We start from the raw sequence: 20,381 nt of genomic DNA on the forward strand, positions 1-20,381 counted from the left end.
AGCGGGGATTGACCCCAGCCCGTTGACGCAGTCCAAGCCCAAAACCCCGGGTGAGAGAGGCGCTGGCCGTCTCATTGTTTTAGTTTTGCGACGAGACGCCCTGCGCCTCTCTCCCGCTCTGCCCTTTGATACCTTGGAGACGTCAGTCTGCCGGGCCTTGAGGCATGTCCGATAGAAACAAAAGAAGCGTTGCGAGGGAAAAGAAGGACGAGGCTCACTCGAGCCGAGGAGTTATGACCGTCCCGCTTTGCGGGGCAATCGGTCCGGTGGACCGATTGAAGGGAAGAACGCCCGGAGCGCTACGCGCGCAGGGCTGTGGGCCAACTTTTGCGCCGCGCCGTCGCAGGCGCAGCGAAGGTCACAGCGACCAGCGTCGTGACCGGAGCGGTACGCGCCGTGAGACAAAGAGAGAGCCGGGACCTCGTGTAATGTCTAGGCCCCGGATCAGGTCCAGGGCGGCCCGGCAGGTTGCACCCCGAGCCCTCACCCTGAGGTGCGAGGTGAAACCGAGCCTCGAAGGGCGAGGGTGACCCGAGTGGCCCATCCTTCGACAAGCTCAGGATGAGGACAGAGTGTGTTGCAGCGCCGAACAAACACAGCGCGCTGTCGCAGGCGCAGTGGAGGTCACAGCTCTCAGGGTATTCGGGCCGACAATCGTGTCACAGGCACGATTGTGCCAGAAGGCAAGGCCCTCACTCCTGGATCTTTTTCCGGGTCGGCTCGAGGGCGTTGAGGAACTGCCCGAGCGAGGACTGCAGCTTGTTGGCCATGGCCCGGGCCAGTTCGGGATAGGCATCGAGCAGTTTGCGATACCCTTGCCGCGGCACGAAGATCACGTCACACGATCCGTCGGCCTTGACCGTGGTCGGGCGTGGCCGGGTCAGAATGAGCGCCATCTCTCCCACGGTGGAATAGGGTTCCTCGACACTGGTTGGCTTGGCATCGCCCCGCTCGTCGATCACACTGAGTTTGCCAGAGACCAGCACAAAGGCCCCTTCAGGTTCGGTACCGGATTCATAAAGGACCGCGCCGTCTGTGTAGGTTTTGCGTTCGGACGAGAACGCAAGCAGCCTGAGCTGCTCGCTATCGAGCCCGGCGAAGGCCTGAGCCTTACCCAGTGCATCAGTAATGGTATCGAGTGACATGGGCCCCCATCAGCCTCGAGCCCCCCAAAAGGGCTATGGCACCAGACGATACCCGCCTTCCTCGGTCACCAGCAAGCGCGCATGTGATGGATCACGCTCGATTTTTTGCCGCAAGCGATAGATATGGGTCTCAAGCGTGTGGGTGGTGACCCGGTTGTTATACCCCCAGACCTCCTGAAGCAGCACATCGCGCGAGATCGTCTTGGGGCCCTGGCGGTAGAGATATTTGAGGATCGAGGTTTCCTTGTCGGTCAGCCTGATCTTCTGCCCGGTCTCGTTTTCGAGCAGTTTGGCCGCCGGCTGGAAGCTGTACTGCCCGATGGTGAACACCACATCCTCGCTCTGGTCGTGCTGACGAAGCAGCGCCCGGATACGCGCCAGCAGCACCGAAAACCGGAACGGTTTGGTCACATAATCATTGGCGCCGCTTTCAAGGCCGAGGATTTCATCGGAATCCGTATCATGCCCGGTCAGCAACAGGATTGGCGATTTGAAACCGTCCTGCCGCATGATCTTCACCGCCTCGCGGCCGTCCATATCCGGCAACCCGACATCGAGAATGATGAGATCGAGATGCGCCTGCTTGGCGGCCTCCATCGCCTCGCGGGCATTCTCCGCCTGGGAAATGTCGAATTCGCGGTAATGGGTGAGCTGTTCGACAAGAGCCCCGCGCAGATCGGCATCGTCATCGACGATCAGTACTCGCCGTTTGGTCATCGCTTGTCTCCTTGTCGGCGGCTTGCCGGGCGCAAGAACCGTTTCACCAACGGCTTGATTGCATTATCGCTTTTCCGCCAAATCCTTCATCGCGCGCCAATCAAAAGCCCGTGACGCCAATTTACCATTAATGCCGCGAGCCGAAAATGGCCGAGCCAACCCGCACATGAGTAGCACCCATTTCCACTGCTTTGGGGAAATCCGCGCTCATGCCCATCGATAGGCCTCCGAGGCCGACCTGTTCGCCGAGCTGTCGCAACAGCGCAAAATAGGTGCCCGCCGGTTCCCCTGCCGGGGGAATGCACATCAGCCCTTTGACATCGAGCCCGATCTCGTCCCGGCACAACCGGACAAACGCCGGCGTATCATCGACCGGTATGCCGGCCTTTTGCTCTTCGGCCCCGATATTGACCTGGATGAAGACCGGCAGATGCCGATTCTGCGCATCCATCTCCTTCTTGAGCGCGCGGGCCAGCTTCTCCCGATCGACCGAGTGGATGACATCGAACAGCGCGACCGCATCCTTGACCTTGTTGGTCTGCAGGGGCCCGATCAGATGCAACACCGTGCCGGGATATTTTTCCTTGAGCGCCGGCCACTTGCCCTTGGCTTCCTGCACGCGGTTCTCGCCGAAATCGATCTGTCCGGCCTCAAGCACCGGTTCGATATCCACCGGCTCGAAGGTCTTTGATACCGCGATCAGCGTCACCGCCCGGCCTTCCGGATGGTAGCGTTTCGCCGCCTTGGCGATCTGAGCCTTGACCGCGTCGAGCCTGTCATTCGCCATAAGCTTTGCCGGCCGTTCGGGCCGTCTCCCTGTGCCTTCGATACCGCGTTGCCGGGGATTTTGTTGACCCCTTTACGCTTTTCTGGTGAAGGTCCCCCTAAATCAAGACCCATACCGTTTTCAAGCCGACGCGAGGATCCGTGAGCGAGCAGGATATCGAACGCTACAACCCCCGGGAGATGGAGCCTCACTGGCAATCCGTCTGGGCGGAACGCGACACCTTTGTCATCGACAATAACGACCCGCGCGAGAAATATTACGTCCTCGAGATGTTCCCCTATCCTTCGGGCAACATCCATGTCGGCCATGTCCGCAATTACGCGATGGGCGATGTCGTGGCGCGATATCACCGTGCCCGCGGCAAGAACGTGCTGCACCCCATGGGATGGGACGCGTTCGGCCTGCCGGCGGAAAATGCCGCCAAGCAGAAGGGTGTGCACCCCGCCGAGTGGACCTATGCCAATATCGCCGCGATGCGCGACCAGCTGAAGCTGATGGGCCTGTCGCTCGACTGGACCCGTGAGCTCGCCACCTGCGATCCCGACTATTATGGCCAGCAGCAGAAGCTGTTCCTCGATTTCCTCGAGGCCGGCTTCGTCCGCCGCAAGAAATCAAAGGTCAATTGGGACCCGGTCGACGAGACCGTGCTCGCCAATGAGCAGGTGATCGACGGGCGCGGCTGGCGTTCGGGTGCCGAAGTCGAGCAGAAAGAACTCACCCAGTGGTTCTTCACCATCTCCGATTTCGCTGAGGATCTGCTCGATTCCATCGATACCCTCGATGGCTGGCCGGACAAGGTCCGCCTGATGCAGCGCAACTGGATCGGCAGATCCGAAGGCATGCTGATCCGCTGGGAGATCGTTGAGGGCACAGCCCCAGAAGGCCACACCGCGCTTGATGTGTTCACCACAAGGCCCGACACCCTGTTCGGCGCGTCCTTCATGGCCGTGGCCGCCGACCATCCGCTCGCCCGCGCCGCCGCCAAAGCCGACCCCGAGCTCTCCGCCTTTATCGACAAGTGCCGCCGCATGGGCACCTCGGTCGCCGCGCTCGAGACCGCCGAGAAGGAAGGCTACAAGACTGCGATTCACGTGAAGCATCCCTTCGATCCCGAATGGGAGCTGCCGCTTTATGTCGCCAATTTCGTTCTGATGGACTATGGCACCGGCGCGATTTTCGGCTGCCCGTCAGGCGACCAGCGCGACCTCGATTTTGCGCGCAAATATGACCTGCCGGTCACCGCCGTCGTCAAACCCGAGGACGCGGATGATGATTTCACCATCACCGACACCGCCTATGTCGGCGACGGGGTGATGATCAATTCGCAGTTCCTTGACGGGCTGAGCCCGAAAGACGCGTTTGACGAGGTCGCCCGACGGCTCGAGAACGCGCAGTTTGAAGGCAAACCGCAAGGCGAGCGCCGCGTCAATTACCGCCTGCGCGACTGGGGTATTTCACGCCAGCGCTATTGGGGCTGCCCGATCCCGATCATCCATTGCGATAATTGCGGCACCGTGCCCGTATCGGAGACAGATTTGCCGGTCAAACTGCCCGAGGACGTCACCTTTGACCGTCCCGGCAATCCGCTCGATCACCACCCGACATGGAAACACGTCTCCTGCCCGAGCTGCGGTGCCGATGCGCTGCGGGAGACCGACACCATGGACACCTTTGTCGATTCGTCCTGGTACTTCGCCCGCTTCACCGCCCCCAAGGCCGCTTCGCCCACCGAGCCGGCCATGGCCACCGACTGGCTGCCCGTCGATCAGTATATCGGCGGCATCGAGCACGCGATCCTGCACCTCTTGTATTCGCGCTTCTTCACCCGGGCCATGCACCGCACCGGGCATCTCAAGCTCGACGAGCCCTTCAAGGGTCTGTTCACACAGGGCATGGTCACCCACGAGACCTACAAAGACAAAGCCGGGGAATGGCTGTTTCCCGAGGATGTCGTGCTGGCCAATGACGCCGGCAAGCGTTCGGCCACCCACGCCAAGACCGGTGAACCGGTCTCGATCGGTTCGATCGAGAAGATGTCGAAATCCAAGCGCAACGTGGTCGCGCCCGAGGACATCGTCAAAACCTATGGCGCCGACACGGCCCGCTGGTTCGTGCTGTCCGACTCGCCACCCGAGCGCGATGTGCAATGGACCGATGCCGGCATCGAAGGCGCCTGGCGGTTTGCCCAGCGCCTGTGGCGCCTGACTGCCGAAGCCGCCGCGATCCTCGATGCCCCGCAGCGTGATGCCGGCGAAACCCGCATCGACACCGCGGCGCTGGTCCGCGAAGCCCACCGGGCCACCCGCGAAGTCGGCAAGGCGATCGAGACTATCCGCTTCAACGTCGCGGTCGCCAATATCTATGAACTGGCCAACACCGTCGGTAAGGCGATCTCCACCCTGGGTGACGCCGCCAATGGCGAGGAACGCCAGGCGCTTTCGAGCGCCATTCGCCGTCTGGTCATGCTGGCCGGCCCCTTCGTGCCGCACCTGGCCGAAACCTGCTGGCGCCGCCTCGGCGAAGAAGCGCTTCTGGCTGAAACCAAATGGCCCGAAGTAGATGAAGCGCTGTTGGTCGAAGACACGGTAACCCTGCCGGTTCAGGTCAATGGCAAGCGCCGCGGTGAGATCGCTGTGGCGCGTGGCGCTCCGCAGGCCGACATCGAGGCGGCAACCTTGTCATTGGATGCGGTTCAGCGCATGCTTGAAGGGCGCGCGCCAAAGAAGCTGATCATCGTTCCCGACCGGATCGTCAACGTTGTGATCTGATTCCGGTGGCAATGCGCGCAAGGGTTTCGCGGCGCGCGAGCCAGATGTGTTGAGCGGGCCGGCGGATGCGCCGGCCGCATTCGGATATGAAACGCGAATGAGGGCGCACCGCGTCATGAAACCTGTCTCCATGCCGCGTGCCGCGGCAATCATGGCCGCGCTGACGGCACTCGTGTTCACCCTTGCGGCCTGCACGCTGACCCCGGCCTATCAGAACCGGGGCGCAGCTGTGCTTGACCGTGTGTCATGGGCGGAACCGGGCAATCGGGAATCCCAGATCGTTCTCAACGCGCTCAAACGCCGTTTCGGCGATGGAGGCACGGCAGCACCTTACACCGCCAGCGTGAGCACCAGCACCAGTGGGAGCCGCATCAGCAAGATCGATGGCGACGATCCCGCCGAGCTCTATGAAATGAAGATTTCCGGCACCTTGACGGTCCGCGACGCCGTGACCGGAGAGACCGTGCTGAGTGAAGGCCGCAACGCATCGGCACAATACACAACCGGTCCGCAATCATCCGCCAACCGCGCCAATGTCGAGGATGCGCAAGAGCGCGCAGCCGCGCGACTTGCTGAGGTCTTGAGTGCTAGGCTGTTGATTTTCCTAAATAATTCATGACCGCCCTCAAAGGCAAAGCCATCGAGAATTTCGTCGCGCGGCCAGATCTCGCTGCCGGCGTCATGCTGGCCTACGGCCCCGATGCGGGTCTTGTGCGCGAGCTCGCCGACCGTCTGGTGGCCGCATTCTCCAGAAATGGCGATACCGATCTCGTCAATCTGCACTTCGCCGACATCGATTCCGACCCCGGTCAGCTCGCTGTCGAAGCGAAATCGGTTTCACTATTCGGCGGCAGCCGGATTATTCGCCTGCGCGGCGCCGGCAATCCCATCGCGCCGGTCCTCGAACAGCTTCTCGATGAAGGCTTGACCATCCCCGTCATTGTCGAGGCCGGATCGCTGACCCCACGCGACGGATTGCGCAAGCTCGCCGAAAAGCATGCCGGCGCCCGCGCCCTGCCCTGCTATGCGGATAATGCCCAGGCACTCAACCAGCTTGTACTCGACACATTTCGTCAGCATGAAATCGCCATCGACAATGATGCCGTCCAGGCCTTGCGCGACATTCTGGGCAATGACCGGGCCATCACCCGCTCCGAGCTTGAAAAGCTGACCCTTTATGCAGCAGAGACAAAAAGGGTCACCCGGGAGGACGTGATCACCCTTTGTGGCGACAACGCTGCCCTCGCGCTCGACCAGATCGCCGACGCGGTGGGCACAGGCCACGCGGAAAAACTCGACGACGCTTTCAATCGGGCGCTGGCCAGCGGCATGGATGTCGCCGCCATTCTTGCGTTCATGCAGAATCATTTTTCGGGTCTGCGAGCCATGCGCCGTCAGTTCGATGCCGGTACCGCCCCGGCACAGCTTGTGCGTTCGGGCCGCATCCATTTCAGCCGCTCATCGGCCGTCGAAACTCAGATCCGGTCCTGGTCAGACAGGGCGCTGTCAAAGGCTGGAGAGCGCATTCGGGAAACCACGGCAATCACGCGTACCCAGCCCGACCTCGCGGTCAGCGCCACGCGCCATGCACTTTTATCATTGTCGGTGATGGCCGCCCGGCTCTAGGTGTCACACCCGTGTGTCGAGCGGCACCCGCACATTCCAAAACGGTGAATCTACACCCCGTTTCCCGTGAAACATAATATTTAACACATAACGAAAACGACATCTCTCGTCGATCTGAACCGCGATTGCCGCCTCTATACACGAAGGGCGGCCTCTCAGCCGCCCGGATTCAGATAACCAATATATTTCAGAGAGTTAGGAGCCCTGCAAAAGTCGGCAAATCGCATCGAGCTGCTCAAGTGTGCGATATTTGATCTCCACCTTGCCGCCGCGCTCCTTGTGGTCGATGCTGACTTTGAGACCCGTTGTATCACTCAACGTCTTCTCGAGCGCCAGGGTATCGGCAGATTTGGTCTCTGCCGCCCGGCCGCTTTCGCCGGTCTTTTTCTGTGCCGACATCTTCTGTTGCAGCACTTCGGCTTCGCGCACGCTCAGCCCGCCATCGACGATCCGCTTGGCCAGGGCTTCGGGATCGTCTGCCGTGATCAAGGTCCGCGCATGGCCGGCGGTCAACTCGCCTCTGGCCACATAGTCGCGCACCTTCTCGGGCAGCTTCATGAGTCGAAGCGTATTGGCCACGTGACTCCGGCTCTTGCCAATCACCTGGGCCAGTTCGTTTTGTGAATAGCTGAACTGATCGACGAGCTGCTGGTAACCCTGGGCCTCTTCGAGCGGATTGAGATCGGCACGCTGGACGTTCTCGATGATCGCCAGCTCGAGTGCTTCGCGATCGTCGACATCGCGAATGATGACCGGCACTTCGTGCAGGCCCGCCCGTTGCGATGCCCGCCAGCGCCGCTCCCCGGCGATGAGCTCGAACCGGTCCGGATCCTGGCGGCCCGGCCGCACCAGAAGCGGCTGCATCACCCCCTTCTCGCGGATTGATTCAGTCAGTTCATCGAGATTCTCAGCATCAAAATCGCGCCGCGGATTATTGGGGTTCGGCACGATGAATTCGACGGGCAGGCGCTTGACGCCGCTCCGGTCCGCAACCCGCGGCGCTTCCGCCGGTGCAACATCTCCGATAAGGGCGGCAAGGCCGCGCCCCAGGCGCTGATTGGTCTTCTTCTCGTTCATGGTCTCACAGTCTTGCTGCAAACACTGTTACGGCCGCACTCATCAAGCCGCGCGCAACTTCTTCTCACGCTTGATCACTTCGGTCGCGAGCCGAAGATAAGCCTGGCTACCCGCGCAATTGAGATCGTAGAGCAGCGCCGGCTTGCCATAGGAAGGCGCCTCGCTCAACCGCACATTGCGGGGAATAACCGTGTCATAAACCAGGCCGCCCATATGCGACTTCACATCGCTAAGCACCTGTTCTGAAAGGTTATTTCGCTGATCATACATGGTCATCACAACGCCCTGGATATAAAGTGCGGGATTGAGCGCCGTCTTGATCTGCTCGACAGTCTGCAAAAGCTGGCTGAGCCCTTCAAGCGCAAAGAATTCGCATTGCAGCGGGACAAGCACCGCATCGGCCGCAGCCAGGGCATTGATTGTCAACAGATTGAGCGAAGGCGGGCAATCGATCAGGATATAGCTCAAACCCCGATCGTCGAAGCCGGCATCCCCTGCATTCTCCAGCGCGTTGCGCAGCCGGAAAGCACGATCCTTCTCATTGGCGATGGCCAGCTCGAGCCCCAGCAGATCCATGGTCGAGGGAATAATGCCGAGCTGCGGCACCTTGGTCTTCACCATGGCCTCCGCGATCGTCACATCGCCGGTCATGAGGTCATAGGCAGAATACTGCCTGGCATCGCGCTCGATACCGATCCCCGTACTCGCATTGCCTTGCGGGTCGATGTCGATGATCAGAACGCGTTCGCCGATGGCGGCCAGCGCGGTCGCCAGATTGATCGCTGTCGTGGTCTTGCCCACCCCGCCTTTCTGGTTGGCCAGGGTCAAAATTCGCGGCCGCACGCTAAACCTCTCAAATTGCTTGGGTTACGGCTGGCGGCGCAAATTTCGGATTTCGAGGATAACACTGCCAGCTTCGATCCTGCTCTCATGTTCTACCAGATCGAACTGGAAAGCTGAATCCACCGCGTCGATTTCTTGGCGATAATCCCGACCTTTATGCAGCAAGGCGGTTGTTTCAACGCTCCAGAACGGCTCGATATGGCCGAAAAGCGCCGGCAATGGCGCAAAAGCACGCGCCGTAATCAGGTCGGGTGGGGGCAGTTTCGCCGGGTCGACCGATTCGATTCGCTCGGCGATCGCTTCCAGCGAAACCCCCAGCACCCGGGCGTTTTGACGCAGAAATGAGGCCTTTCGCTTGACGCTGTCGATGGTAATGACACGCGTTTCAGGCCCACAGGCGAGACCGAGCGGCAGGGCCGGGAACCCGCCGCCGCTGCCAAAATCGAGAAGAACACCCGGTTTTCCGGCCAGAAGCAGCAGAATCTGGAGGCTGTCGGCAAAATGCCGATCCCAGAGCGAATCGAGTGTTTCACGTGAAACCAGGTTCTGCACAGCGTTCCAGCGCCGAATCAGGGCTTCATATTGGTGCAGACCCGAGATCACCGCATCAAGCGGCTGTGCCCAGTCAGGAAGCAGTGGTGCGATCAGCGTTTCACGTGAATCCATCACCCGGCCTGTTTGCGGAGATAACCCCGCTTTATCACCGACAAGATCAAGGTGATCGCCGCGGGGGTCATGCCCTCGATTCGTTGAGCTTGCGCAATGGTTTGCGGCTGCGCTGCCTTCAGCTTCTGGCGCATTTCTCCGGAAAGACCCGGCAACTCGTCATAATCCATCCAGGCAGGTACAGCACGCTCTTCATCCCGTCGCACAGCCTCAACGTCTGCACGTTGCCGATCGAGGTAGACCGCATATTGCGCATCAATCGCCAATTGATCGAAGATGGCGTCATCCAGGGAATCGAGTGTCGGCCAGACGGCCTTCACCATGTCTGGCTCGACATGGGGATAAGACAGCAGCTCATAGGCCGAGCGTCGGGCACCATCTTCGTTCACATTGATTCCGGCCTTGCGGAGCACGGGCGGTGTTGCCGACAGCGCCTTCAACTCAGTCTCACCCTGCGCCAGGGAGTCGGCCCGCCTCGAATAGGCAGCCCAGCGCGTCTCACCGACAAGGCCGGCCGCGCGACCGCGTTCCGTCAGGCGCTGATCCGCATTATCGGCCCGCAGGAACAGCCTGAATTCGGCACGGGAGGTAAACATGCGATAGGGCTCGGTCACGCCGCGCGACACAAGATCATCGATCATCACCCCGAGATAGCTGTCCGTACGGGAGGGGACAAACCCCTCCGCGCCCAGGGCATTGGCCGCCGCATTGCAACCAGCCACAAGTCCCTGTGCCCCCGCCTCTTCGTAACCGGTGGTGCCATTGATCTGCCCCGCCAGGAACAGCCCGGGCAGTGCCTTCAACTCGAGATCCGGCCGCAGCGCCCGGGGATCGACATAGTCATATTCAATCGCATAACCAGGCCGCAGGATCTCGACACTCTCAAGCCCGGGCAGGGCGCGCACGAAGGCGAGCTGAACGTCTTCCGGCAGCGAGGTCGACAGGCCGTTCGGGTAAATCGTATCGTCCTTCAGCCCCTCTGGTTCGAGGAAGATCTGGTGACTGTCGCGGTCGGCGAACCGCACGATCTTGTCTTCGATCGACGGACAATAACGCGGGCCTCGGCTTTCGATCCGGCCGGAATACATCGCCGATTTTTCAAGGTTTGCAGCTATGATGTCATGCATCCCCTGGTGGGTTCGGGTAATGTGACACGACACCTGCGGAACGGTGATTTTCTCGGTGAGACGCGAGAAGGGTTCGGGTGTTTCATCCCCCGGTTGCTCTTCTAAGACACTGAAATCAATAGTTTTTCCATTAAGGCGAGGTGGGGTCCCTGTTTTCAGACGCCCCAGCGCCAGCCCCAGCGCCTCAAGCCTGTCGGAAAGTCCGAGAACCGGGCCTTCCCCGGCCCGGCCGGCGGGGATCTGCTTCTCCCCGATATGGATCAGGCCGCGCAAAAAGGTCCCGGTGGTCAGCACGACACTCTTTGCCGGGATCCGGCTATCGTCCTTGAGGCAAACTCCAGCAACCCGACCGTTCTCAACGACAAGATCATCAACCTCACCTTCGATGACCGTGAGGTTATCCTGCTCGGCAATGGCGGCCTGCATGGCGCGCTTATAAAGTGCGCGATCCGCCTGCGCTCTTGGGCCGCGCACCGCCGGACCCTTGCGCCGGTTGAGCATTCGGAACTGGATACCCGCCTGGTCTGCAACGCGGCCCATCAAACCATCAAGCGCGTCGATCTCCCGGACCAGATGCCCTTTGCCCAACCCGCCGATGGCCGGATTGCAGCTCATCTCGCCAATCGTATCGATTCGATGCGTCACCAGCGCCGTCCGTGCACCCCGGCGGGCGCTCGCCGCGGCGGCCTCGGTGCCGGCATGTCCGCCCCCAACGATGATGACGTCAAATCTGTCAAATTGGCTGTGCATCTGCCTGTCCTTTGCGGCGCGTTGCATACGCGCTCCGGCGCCGGCTTTCAATCCATTTGGTCGTTTCACGTGAATCCGCTCCTGCGGCCGTTTCACGTGAATCTATTTCCCGATGCAAAACCCGGCAAACAGACGATCAAGCACATGCTCCGCGTCGATAACGCCTGTCATCCGGCCAATGGCGTCCCCGGCCAACCTCAGTTCTTCCGCCAGCAACTCATTGACCTCATGGAAGTCGCGGGCACGGTTCAGGTGCTGGAGGCATTCACTCAGTAGCACACGGTCCCGCTCGCGTGAGACCAGTACCGCTTCGCCTTTCGCCGCCGCAGAGGCCTGCCGGGTGACAAGCGACTGCAATTCGGCCATCAGCGCCTTCATACCGAACCCGGTTTTCGCGGATATGGCCAGGCATTCCCCGCTAACGGGCTGATCACTTCTGTCCGATTTGCTGCGCACGATCCAAACAGGACAATCCGCCTTGATCTCTGGCACCGGATGGCCACCCGGCACCAGCACGATCACGAGATCGCTCTCCGCCATCCGGCGCTGGGCCCGGCGCACCCCTTCTGCCTCCACGACATCCGGTGTATCCCGCAGCCCCGCCGTATCCGCCAGCAGCACGAGCTGTCCGCCGATGTCGAGCGGCACCTCGAGCACGTCGCGGGTGGTCCCTGCAATCTCTGTGACAATGGCGACATCCGACTGCGCCAGCGCGTTCATCAGGGTCGATTTGCCGGCATTCGGTGCCCCGGCAAGCGTGACGCGGAACCCGTCACGCACGATCCGGCCAACCGCGACATCGCGAATTGCCGACTTCAATTCACCAGCGAGGGCATCGAGATTCTGGACGAAATCGTGCGGTAATGCGTCGGCAACGTCGCCTTCATCGGAGAAGTCGAGCCGGGCTTCAACTTCTGCCCGCAAATCGATGATCTGGACCCGCCAGTCAGTCAGCAGCTCGGAGAGCCGCCCCCGCATCCGCCCCAAGGCCTGTTGCCGCTGCGTTTCGGTCTGGGCGGCGATCAGATCTCCGAGGCCTTCGACCTGGGTCAGATCGAGCTTGCCGTTCTCGAAGGCGCGCCGGCTGAATTCACCCGCATCCGCCAACCGGCAATCCGGTAATCTGCTGATTTCACGGAGAATGGCCGACACCACCGCTGCGCTGCCATGGCATTGAATTTCAACGCAATCCTCGCCCGTGAAACTGGAGGGAGCGGGAAACCAGGCCACAAGTGCTTCATCGATTTCACGTGAATCATGTCCGGTGATCTGCCGCAAAGCCAGATGCCTGGGCGAGGGCAATGATCCTGCCAACCCGGTCAGCACTTCGCCCGCCTTGGGTCCCGACAATCGGATAACAGCCACGCCGGATGGCACGCTGCCAGAGGACAGCGCAACGATCGTGTCATGATGATGCATGTCGGCAGCGGCCATTTAAAATCCGGAAGCGAACCCGGCGCCGCCGGCCTTATGTATTCATCGAATCGAAGAAATCGGAATTGGTCTTGGTCTGCCTGAGCTTGTCGAGCAGGAACTCGATGGCATCGACCGTGCCCATCGGGTTGAGGATCCGGCGCAGCACATACATCTTCTTGAGCTGATCCGGCGCCACCAGCAGCTCTTCCTTGCGGGTCCCCGATTTGGTGACATCGATCGCCGGGAAAACACGCTTGTCGGAGACCTTGCGGTCGAGAACGATTTCAGAGTTACCCGTACCCTTGAACTCTTCAAAGATCACTTCGTCCATGCGCGACCCGGTGTCGATCAGCGCTGTCGAGATGATGGTTAGCGAGCCACCTTCCTCGACATTTCGCGCGGCACCGAAAAAGCGCTTCGGACGCTGCAGTGCATTGGCATCCACACCACCGGTCAACACTTTGCCCGAGGAGGGCACTACCGTGTTGTAGGCGCGGCCAAGGCGGGTGATCGAATCGAGAAGGATCACCACGTCTCGCTTGTGCTCGACCAGGCGTTTGGCTTTTTCGATAACCATTTCAGCAACTTGCACGTGGCGGCTGGCCGGTTCGTCAAAGGTCGAGGAAATCACCTCGCCCTTCACCGAGCGCTGCATGTCTGTCACTTCTTCCGGCCGCTCGTCGATCAGCAGAACGATCAGATAGCACTCGGGATGATTGCTCGCGATCGACTGGGCAATATTCTGCAACAGTACCGTCTTACCCGTCCGCGGCGGCGCCACGATCAGGCCGCGCTGGCCTTTGCCGAGCGGCGCCACCAGATCGATGATCCGCGCGCTGCGATCCTTGATCGTCGGATCGGTGATCTCCATGCGCAACCGCTCATCGGGATAAAGCGGGGTCAGATTGTCGAAATTGATCTTGTGCCGCGCCTTTTCGGGCTCCTCGAAATTGATCGTATTGACCTTGAGCAGCGCAAAATAGCGTTCGCCTTCCTTGGGCGAGCGAATCTGGCCTTCAACCGTATCGCCTGTACGCAGCGAGAATCGCCGGATCTGCGACGGGCTGACATAAATATCGTCAGGACCCGGCAAATAGTTTGCATCCGGCGAACGCAGAAAACCGAAACCATCTGGCAAGACTTCAACAACGCCTTCGCCAGTTATATCGATATCTTGACTGGCAAGTTGCTTGAGAATTGCAAACATCAACTCCTGCTTACGCAGGGTGCTTGCATTTTCAACTTCAACTTCTTCCGCGAATGCGAGAAGTTCGGCCGGATTCTTGGCCTTGAGCGCGCTGAGCTTCATATTGTCCATGATAGTCGTGTCCCGTACACGGCAAAGGAGTTGTTTCAAAGGCGGGAGGAGGGATCGCGGCGGCGCTTGAGAAGGCCGCATCGCTTTGGGTTGGTGCCGCTCTCATAGCGCGAACCACCATCGCATTCAAGTCGATAACGCGATGCGCCCCAGGCTAGTCCCGATCCGACGGTCAGAACGGCTTCACGATCACCATGATGACGATGATGATCATCATCACCGTTGGCACTTCGTTGATCATGCGAAAATAGCGAGACGGCTTGTCGTTCCGGTCCTCGGCAAATGCCCGCAAATGCCGGGCCATCAACCCGTGATAACCCGAAAGCGCGAGCACCAGCACCGCCTTGACCCAGACCCAGATATCGAGAAATGAAACGGCCTGGTAGCCGATCACCAGCCACAGCCCGAAGATCCAGGTCGCGATCATCGCCGGCGTCATGATCGCCTTCATCAGCCGGCGCTCCATGACCTTGAAGGTTTCCGACTTGTCCGAACCCGGCTCGGCATCCGCGTGATAGACGAACAGCCGCGGCAAATAGAGCGTGCCCGCCATCCACGCGATCACGGCAATCACATGCAGTGCCTTGACCCATTCCATCCTAGCGGCCCTTCACATGCTCGATCAGCGCTTCGACATGCGCAATCGGGGTTTGCGGCACGATCCCGTGCCCGAGATTGAAGATATGCGGGCTCCCTTCGAAAGCCGAAAGGATCTCATCAGTTCGCTCAAGCATCTGTTTGCCCCCCGCAACAACCCGAAGCGGATCAAGATTGCCCTGCACACAGGCCAATGGGGATATCTCCCGGCGCGCAAACTCGAGCGGTACCGCATAGTCAAGCCCCACGGCATTCACGCCCGTCGCCTTGATATAGCCGGGGATCAACGGACCCGCGCCCCGCGGAAAACCGATAATCGGCGCATCCGGGATTTCGGCACGTACCGTGTCGATCACCCGCCGGGTCGGTTCAACGATCCAGCGAGCGAAAAAAGCCTCGTCGATATTGAGCGCCCAGCTTTCGAAGATCTGCACAACATCGGCGCCCGCCTTGAACTGACGGATCAGATAATGCGCACTCGCCTCCACAATCATGTCGATCAGCCGGCCAAAGGTCTCGGGCTCGGAAAGCGCCAACAAACGAGCCGGGGCCTGATCGCTTGTGCCTCGGCCCGCCACCATATAGGTCGCCACTGTCCAGGGAGCGCCACAGAAACCGATCATGGTCTTTTCAGGGGGCAGCGCCGCTTTCACACGCTCAACCGTCTCATAGACCGGTCCAAGCGTCTTATCGATGCCATCCACACTCAGCCTGCCAATGGCATCAGCGCTGGTGACAGGATCGAGAACCGGCCCTTCTCCCTTTTCAAAAGCCACGTGCTGACCCAGCGCATCGGGAACCAGCAGAATGTCGGCGAACAGAATGGCCGCATCGAGATCAAAGCGCCTCAGGGGCTGAAGGGTGACCTCTGCCGCGAATTCGGGTGAATAGCACAACGACAGGAAATCGCCTGCCTTCTCCCGCACTTCCCGGTATTCGGGCAGATAGCGGCCCGCCTGGCGCATGATCCACACCGGCGGCCGTGCCGCTACTTCCCCTCTCACGGCCTGAAGCAGGGGTTTGCGCGCTGCCGTCCGCGCCGTGTCTTCCAACGACCCGCTCAATCCACACTCCTTGGGGTAAAGGATTCTTGTTTATGAATCTGTTGTTGTTGTTTGGCTGTGTTTTGCATGAATTCCATCACGTCCACAACCGCATCCACCGCGGCATCTCGCCCGGCTTTCCGGTGGGTTTCGTTCAAAGGCCGTGCGCCGGCCACCCGTTAACAAGCCCTTAACGGCAATGGTTACCGGGGCGTTAACCATTGGCCATGCCCGTGCATGGCGCGGGTATATCCGGGGGATAGCCTGTGCGCAGATGTGAACACAGCGGGTTGTTAACGATTCGCTAACTGTTCGGCGCGCTCGTCCCCAGGCCGTCACTGCTGTGGGCAAATCGACGGTTATCGGGCACAAATCAGGGACGCGTCCGGCCGGCGGCGGCTTATCCACCATCCGTCCCCTTGGCGGCGAACAAACTGTGTGAAACAAGGCATTCCATACCCATGGCAGGACCCATTTCATGAGTGCAAAACCCTTGCTGATCCTGGCCTCCAAGAGCCGGACCCGGCTTGATTTGCTGGCCGGAGCGGGACTGACCGCGACCCCGGTTCCCGCCGATATCGACGAACGCGCCATCGAGGATCGCATGGGGGCCGCCGCACCGCGCGACCATGCCATCGCGCTGGCCGAGGCCAAGGCTCTGGCCGTCAGCCAGATGCGCCCGGGCACCACCGTGATCGGCGCCGACCAGGTGCTCGATTGCGACGGTGAACGGTTCCACAAGCCGGAAAATCGGCAGCAGGCGGCCCGCAATCTCGAAAAACTGCGCGGGCGCACCCACCGTCTGACTGCGGCTGCCGCCCTGGCCGCGGATAATCAGATCCTGTGGTCCGCATCCGCCGAAGCACGGCTGACCATGCGCGATTTTACCCCGCAGGACCGCGATACGGTTCTCGATCTTGAGGGCGATGCCATCCTGTCGAGTGTGGGCGCCTATCGGCTGGAGGGCCCATCGATCCGTCTGTTCGAGGCGATCGACGGCGATTATTTCACCATTCTCGGCCTGCCCCTGCTGCCGCTGCTGGCCGCCCTGCGTCATCATGCGCCCAGGATCATGCAGACCGGTGCCTCCCCCAAAAAAGTCAGCACCTCATGACCCGACACGCCTTCGTCATCGGCCAGCCGATCGCCCATTCACGCTCGCCGCTCATCCACCGGCACTGGCTGCAGGTTTACGAAATTGCCGGCGAATACGATCCGATCGAAGTGACACCCGAAGGGCTGCCGGATTTCTTTGCCCGCATCCGGGCCGGCGAGTTCGTCGGCGGCAATGTCACCCTGCCCCACAAGGAACAGGCCTGGGCACTGGCCGACACCCATGATCCTGCCTCCCGCGCCATCGCTGCCGCCAATACGCTGGTGCTGAAGGCTGGGCAAATCCACGCCTCGAACACCGATCATATCGGCTTTCTCGCCAATCTCGATGACCGTGCACCGGGCTGGGATGAAAATCTTGAGACGGCTGTCGTTCTGGGGGCCGGCGGCGCGTCCCGGGCCATTATCGCGGCCCTGTCGGCCCGCGGGGCCCGAACCATCCGCATCCTCAACCGCACGCCGGCCCGCGCTGGGGCACTAGCGGCCGAAATGCAGGACAAAACAGCCGCAAGGCTCAGCCCCGGCGGGCTTGACGATTTTGCTGGAGTGGCACCGAACACCGATATCCTCGTCAATACCTCGACCATCGGCATGCATGGCACGCGATTTGAAGGCATCGATATCGCCGCCCTGCCGTCCCACGCCCTTGTCACCGATATCGTTTATACCCCGCTCGTCACCCCGCTTCTGGCCGATGCGGCAGCGCACGGGCTGCGTATTGTTGACGGGCTCGGCATGCTCCTGCACCAGGCCGTGCCCGGTTTCGAGGCCTGGTTCGGCACACGACCCGAGGTCACCCCGGCGCTGCGCGCGCTGGTCGAAAAGGATATGGGGCTCGCCGGATGATCGTTCTGGGACTCACGGGCTCGATCGCCACGGGAAAATCAACCGTCGCCGGCATGTTCGCCGAAGCCGGCATCCCGGTCTATGACGCCGACAAGGCCGTGCATGAGCTTTATGCCGGCGAGGCGGTGGACGCGGTCGAAGCCGCTTTTCCCGGCACGACGCGGGATGGGCAGGTCGATCGCACCGCCCTCTCGCAACAAGTGCTCGGCGATCCCGAGGCCCTCAAGCGCCTCGAAGCGCTGATCCACCCGCTGGTACGCGAAAAGATGCTCGGGTTTATCGAAACCCGCCGCACGGCCGGAGCCGGGCTTGTCATCCTCGAAATCCCGCTCCTGTTCGAAACCGGGCAGGCCTATCCGGTCGATGCGATCGCCGTCACCTGGTGCGAGCCGGCGATCCAGCGCGAGCGGGCGCTGGCGCGCGACGGCATGAGCGAGGACAAGCTGGCAGCGATCCTGGCCCGGCAGATGCCGCAGGACGAAAAACGCGACCGGGCGGATTTCGAGATCGACACCTCGGGCGACTTCGCATCTGTGCGCAACCAGGTCGCCAAGGTCATCGAGGCTTGCCGCGACGGGCTCAAGCGCTAGTCTCTCCCCCGATCACCGAAGAACTGGAGCAAGCTGCCGCCATGGCCACGCGTGAGATCGTGCTCGACACCGAAACCACAGGCCTCAGCCCCCTCGAGGGCGACCGCCTGGTTGAACTCGGTTGCGTCGAACTGATCAACCACGTGCCAACCGGCGAGCATTTTCATGTTTATTGCAACCCGCAACGCGACATGCCCGAAGGCGCCTTCAGGGTGCATGGGCTTTCAGCCGAGTTCCTGTCCGACAAGCCGCTTTTCGGCGATATCGCCCAGGGGTTTCTCGAGTTCATCGGCGACGCGACGCTGATCATTCACAACGCCCCCTTCGATATGGGCTTTCTCAATGCCGAGCTTGAACGGGTCACGCGACCGCCGCTGGGCAACAAGGTCATCGATACCGTGATGCTGGCGCGCAAGGTGCATCCGGGCGCGCGGGTCAATCTCGACGCCTTGTGCAAGCATTACGGGATCGACAATTCCCGCCGCACCCTGCATGGCGCGCTTCTGGACAGCGAGATCCTCGCCGAGGTCTATCTCGAGCTGATCGGCGGGCGGCAGGTCGCCCTGGCACTCGGGCGCCAGCAGATGGAAGAAGAAGCGGCGAACCGTGCTGAAAAGCGCCCGGTCAGACAAAGACCCGGACCGTTGCCGGCCCGGGTCGATGATGAAACCTTGTCGGCCCATAAGGCCTTTGTCGAAACCCTGTCGGACGAACCAATCTGGGATCGCTATTTGGGCAAGTCCTGATCGGCTGGTGCCGACCGGCACCGCCTTAATTGGGGGCCGAGCCTGCCTCCGGGGCGTGAACCTGGCCCTTGGGCGGATGGTTCTTCTGGAACAGCGCCACGAAATCGATCGGCTGCAGCATGATCGGCGGAAAGCCACCCTGCTGAACGGTCGAGGCGATCACCTGGCGTGCAAACGGGAACAGCAGCCGCGGGCACTCGATCATCACCATCGGATAGATCTTGTCCTCGGGGATGTTCTTGACCTGGAACAGCCCGCCATAGACCAGCTCGATATTGTAAAGGACTTTGTCCTCACGCTCCGCCTTGACACTCAGGGTCAGTTCCGAGGCGTAGATCTCGTCGCTCTGCTTCTTGGCCGAAAGCGACACGCCGACATTCACCTTGGGCTGGTCCTTGCCCGGCAGGATCGACTGCGGGGCGTTCGGGTTTTCAAAGCTCAGATCCGAAATGTACTGACCCAGAAGGTTGAGCTGGGCCCCCGCCGCCTGCGCGGCCTGGGCAGCCGCATCGGCGGCGCCATTTGCGGGAATATCTTCAGCCATTGTGGTATTGCCTGCTTGAATTCGAAAAAACGGAAGTTTGCAAAAGCTGGGCGCTGGCTATCATCTTTGCCCCAGCCGGGCAAGCAAGCCTGCCCGGGCTCACTTTCAGCGCTGCCGGCGATCGCTGTCGTCTTCATCATCCTCGCGGCGCCATTGGTCCTCCTCGAGATCGATGGTTCCGCGCGGCGGCGCGTCCTGATTGGCAGCACCGGGCCGCGGGCCCGAACCGGTGGAAAAGCTGCCCGAGAAACCGCCCGAATACCCGCCCGGCCCGGATGCCCGGTAGGCGCTGACCGTGATCCGCGACCGCAGGAACTTGAACAGGGCGCGCCTGACCTGGGGCACGAAGAGCAAAAAGCCGATCGCATCCGTGAAAAAGCCCGGCGTCAGCAGCAGTGCACCGGCCACCGCCAGCATCACCCCGTCAACGATCGGGGTGGCGGGAAACTGGCCTTGCGCCAGGGCGGTCTGGATCCGCTCGAAGACCTTGAAGCCCTGCCAGCGCAAGAGCAGCGACCCGATGATCGCGGTCAGCACCACACCGCCCATGGTCGGCCAGAAGCCGATCAGATCACCCAGCAGGACGAACAGCGCGATCTCGATGACCGGAACGATGATGAACAGGGCGAACAGATAGCGGGCCAAAATATCTCCTTGGGCGG

20 protein-coding genes are annotated in these 20,381 nt (G+C 61.1%); 7 read left to right on the forward strand and 13 right to left on the reverse strand.

Annotated features, from left to right (window positions below; genetic code table 11):
- Positions 1-692: 692 nt before the first annotated feature.
- The 3 genes from G489_RS0107135 to G489_RS0107145 form a co-directional block, all read right to left on the reverse strand.
- Complete coding sequence (locus G489_RS0107135; protein ID WP_029040961.1) at positions 693-1,145, reverse strand: cyclic nucleotide-binding domain-containing protein; 453 nt, start codon at positions 1,143-1,145, stop codon at positions 693-695.
- Between the two features lie 33 nt (positions 1,146-1,178).
- A complete protein-coding gene (locus G489_RS0107140; protein WP_029040962.1) occupies positions 1,179-1,862 on the reverse strand; it encodes a response regulator transcription factor in 684 nt (227 codons plus the stop codon).
- A gap of 127 nt (positions 1,863-1,989) precedes the next feature.
- Entirely contained in the window at positions 1,990-2,649 is a 660-nt protein-coding gene (locus G489_RS0107145; protein WP_029040963.1) for a YggS family pyridoxal phosphate-dependent enzyme, read from the reverse strand.
- 140 nt (positions 2,650-2,789) lie between these two features.
- Here G489_RS0107145 and leuS point away from each other — a divergent pair, with 140 nt between their 5' ends.
- The 3 genes from leuS (at position 2,790) to holA (ending at position 7,043) form a co-directional block, all read left to right on the forward strand.
- Complete coding sequence (gene leuS / locus G489_RS0107150; protein ID WP_029040964.1) at positions 2,790-5,417, forward strand: leucine--tRNA ligase; 2,628 nt, start codon at positions 2,790-2,792, stop codon at positions 5,415-5,417.
- Positions 5,418-5,532: 115 nt separating this feature from the next.
- Entirely contained in the window at positions 5,533-6,036 is a 504-nt protein-coding gene (gene lptE / locus G489_RS0107155) for an LPS assembly lipoprotein LptE (protein ID WP_035871934.1), read from the forward strand.
- On the forward strand, positions 6,033-7,043 hold the full coding sequence (gene holA, locus G489_RS0107160) for a DNA polymerase III subunit delta (protein ID WP_029040966.1): 1,011 nt from the start codon (positions 6,033-6,035) through the stop codon (positions 7,041-7,043). Before lptE ends, holA begins: the two co-directional genes overlap by 4 nt.
- A 195-nt stretch (positions 7,044-7,238) precedes the next feature.
- Here holA and G489_RS0107165 read toward each other — a convergent pair whose 3' ends face one another.
- The 8 genes from G489_RS0107165 to hemE form a co-directional block, all read right to left on the reverse strand.
- On the reverse strand, positions 7,239-8,120 hold the full coding sequence (locus G489_RS0107165; protein ID WP_029040967.1) for a ParB/RepB/Spo0J family partition protein: 882 nt from the start codon (positions 8,118-8,120) through the stop codon (positions 7,239-7,241).
- A 42-nt stretch (positions 8,121-8,162) separates the two neighbouring features.
- Positions 8,163-8,963, reverse strand: coding sequence for a ParA family protein (locus G489_RS0107170; RefSeq protein ID WP_029040968.1), 801 nt, complete (start codon positions 8,961-8,963; stop codon positions 8,163-8,165).
- A 24-nt stretch (positions 8,964-8,987) separates the two neighbouring features.
- Entirely contained in the window at positions 8,988-9,629 is a 642-nt protein-coding gene (gene rsmG, locus G489_RS0107175; RefSeq protein ID WP_035871935.1) for a 16S rRNA (guanine(527)-N(7))-methyltransferase RsmG, read from the reverse strand.
- The gene (gene mnmG, locus G489_RS0107180) at positions 9,629-11,506 is read right to left on the reverse strand and encodes a tRNA uridine-5-carboxymethylaminomethyl(34) synthesis enzyme MnmG (protein ID WP_029040970.1); all 1,878 of its coding nucleotides are present in this window, start codon (positions 11,504-11,506) and stop codon (positions 9,629-9,631) included. Before mnmG ends, rsmG begins: the two co-directional genes overlap by 1 nt.
- Before the next feature lie 102 nt (positions 11,507-11,608).
- A complete protein-coding gene (gene mnmE, locus G489_RS0107185; RefSeq protein ID WP_029040971.1) occupies positions 11,609-12,940 on the reverse strand; it encodes a tRNA uridine-5-carboxymethylaminomethyl(34) synthesis GTPase MnmE in 1,332 nt (443 codons plus the stop codon).
- A 34-nt stretch (positions 12,941-12,974) separates the two neighbouring features.
- Entirely contained in the window at positions 12,975-14,240 is a 1,266-nt protein-coding gene (gene rho, locus G489_RS0107190; protein ID WP_029040972.1) for a transcription termination factor Rho, read from the reverse strand.
- A 172-nt stretch (positions 14,241-14,412) separates the two neighbouring features.
- The gene (hemJ, locus tag G489_RS0107195) at positions 14,413-14,838 is read right to left on the reverse strand and encodes a protoporphyrinogen oxidase HemJ (protein ID WP_029040973.1); all 426 of its coding nucleotides are present in this window, start codon (positions 14,836-14,838) and stop codon (positions 14,413-14,415) included.
- 1 nt (position 14,839) lies between these two features.
- Positions 14,840-15,901, reverse strand: a complete 1,062-nt coding sequence (hemE, locus tag G489_RS0107200; protein ID WP_245578843.1) for a uroporphyrinogen decarboxylase — start codon at positions 15,899-15,901, stop codon at positions 14,840-14,842.
- A 457-nt stretch (positions 15,902-16,358) separates the two neighbouring features.
- On the opposite strand from hemE, the gene G489_RS19490 reads away from it, so the two are divergent.
- The 4 genes from G489_RS19490 to dnaQ are packed head-to-tail and all read left to right on the forward strand — an operon-like array spanning position 16,359 to position 19,175.
- Positions 16,359-16,994, forward strand: coding sequence for a Maf family protein (locus G489_RS19490; protein WP_051332399.1), 636 nt, complete (start codon positions 16,359-16,361; stop codon positions 16,992-16,994).
- A complete protein-coding gene (locus tag G489_RS0107210) occupies positions 16,991-17,839 on the forward strand; it encodes a shikimate dehydrogenase (protein WP_029040975.1) in 849 nt (282 codons plus the stop codon). The genes G489_RS19490 and G489_RS0107210 overlap by 4 nt, the downstream gene beginning before the upstream one ends.
- Positions 17,836-18,429, forward strand: coding sequence for a dephospho-CoA kinase (gene coaE, locus G489_RS0107215; protein ID WP_029040976.1), 594 nt, complete (start codon positions 17,836-17,838; stop codon positions 18,427-18,429). Before G489_RS0107210 ends, coaE begins: the two co-directional genes overlap by 4 nt.
- Before the next feature lie 41 nt (positions 18,430-18,470).
- Positions 18,471-19,175 carry a DNA polymerase III subunit epsilon gene (gene dnaQ, locus G489_RS0107220; RefSeq protein ID WP_035871938.1) on the forward strand — a complete coding sequence of 235 codons (705 nt, stop codon included), beginning with the start codon at positions 18,471-18,473 and terminating at the stop codon, positions 19,173-19,175.
- Between the two features lie 25 nt (positions 19,176-19,200).
- Here the strand turns inward: dnaQ and secB are convergent, their stop codons facing one another.
- Positions 19,201-19,719 carry a protein-export chaperone SecB gene (gene secB / locus G489_RS0107225; protein WP_081691448.1) on the reverse strand — a complete coding sequence of 173 codons (519 nt, stop codon included), beginning with the start codon at positions 19,717-19,719 and terminating at the stop codon, positions 19,201-19,203.
- A gap of 105 nt (positions 19,720-19,824) precedes the next feature.
- Positions 19,825-20,364: an FxsA family protein gene (locus G489_RS0107230; protein WP_035871940.1), complete on the reverse strand. Its 540-nt coding sequence runs from the start codon at positions 20,362-20,364 to the stop codon at positions 19,825-19,827.
- Between the last annotated feature and the right edge of the window lie 17 nt (positions 20,365-20,381).

This window comes from Cucumibacter marinus DSM 18995 (assembly GCF_000429865.1).
Lineage (GTDB): Bacteria > Pseudomonadota > Alphaproteobacteria > Rhizobiales > Devosiaceae > Cucumibacter > Cucumibacter marinus.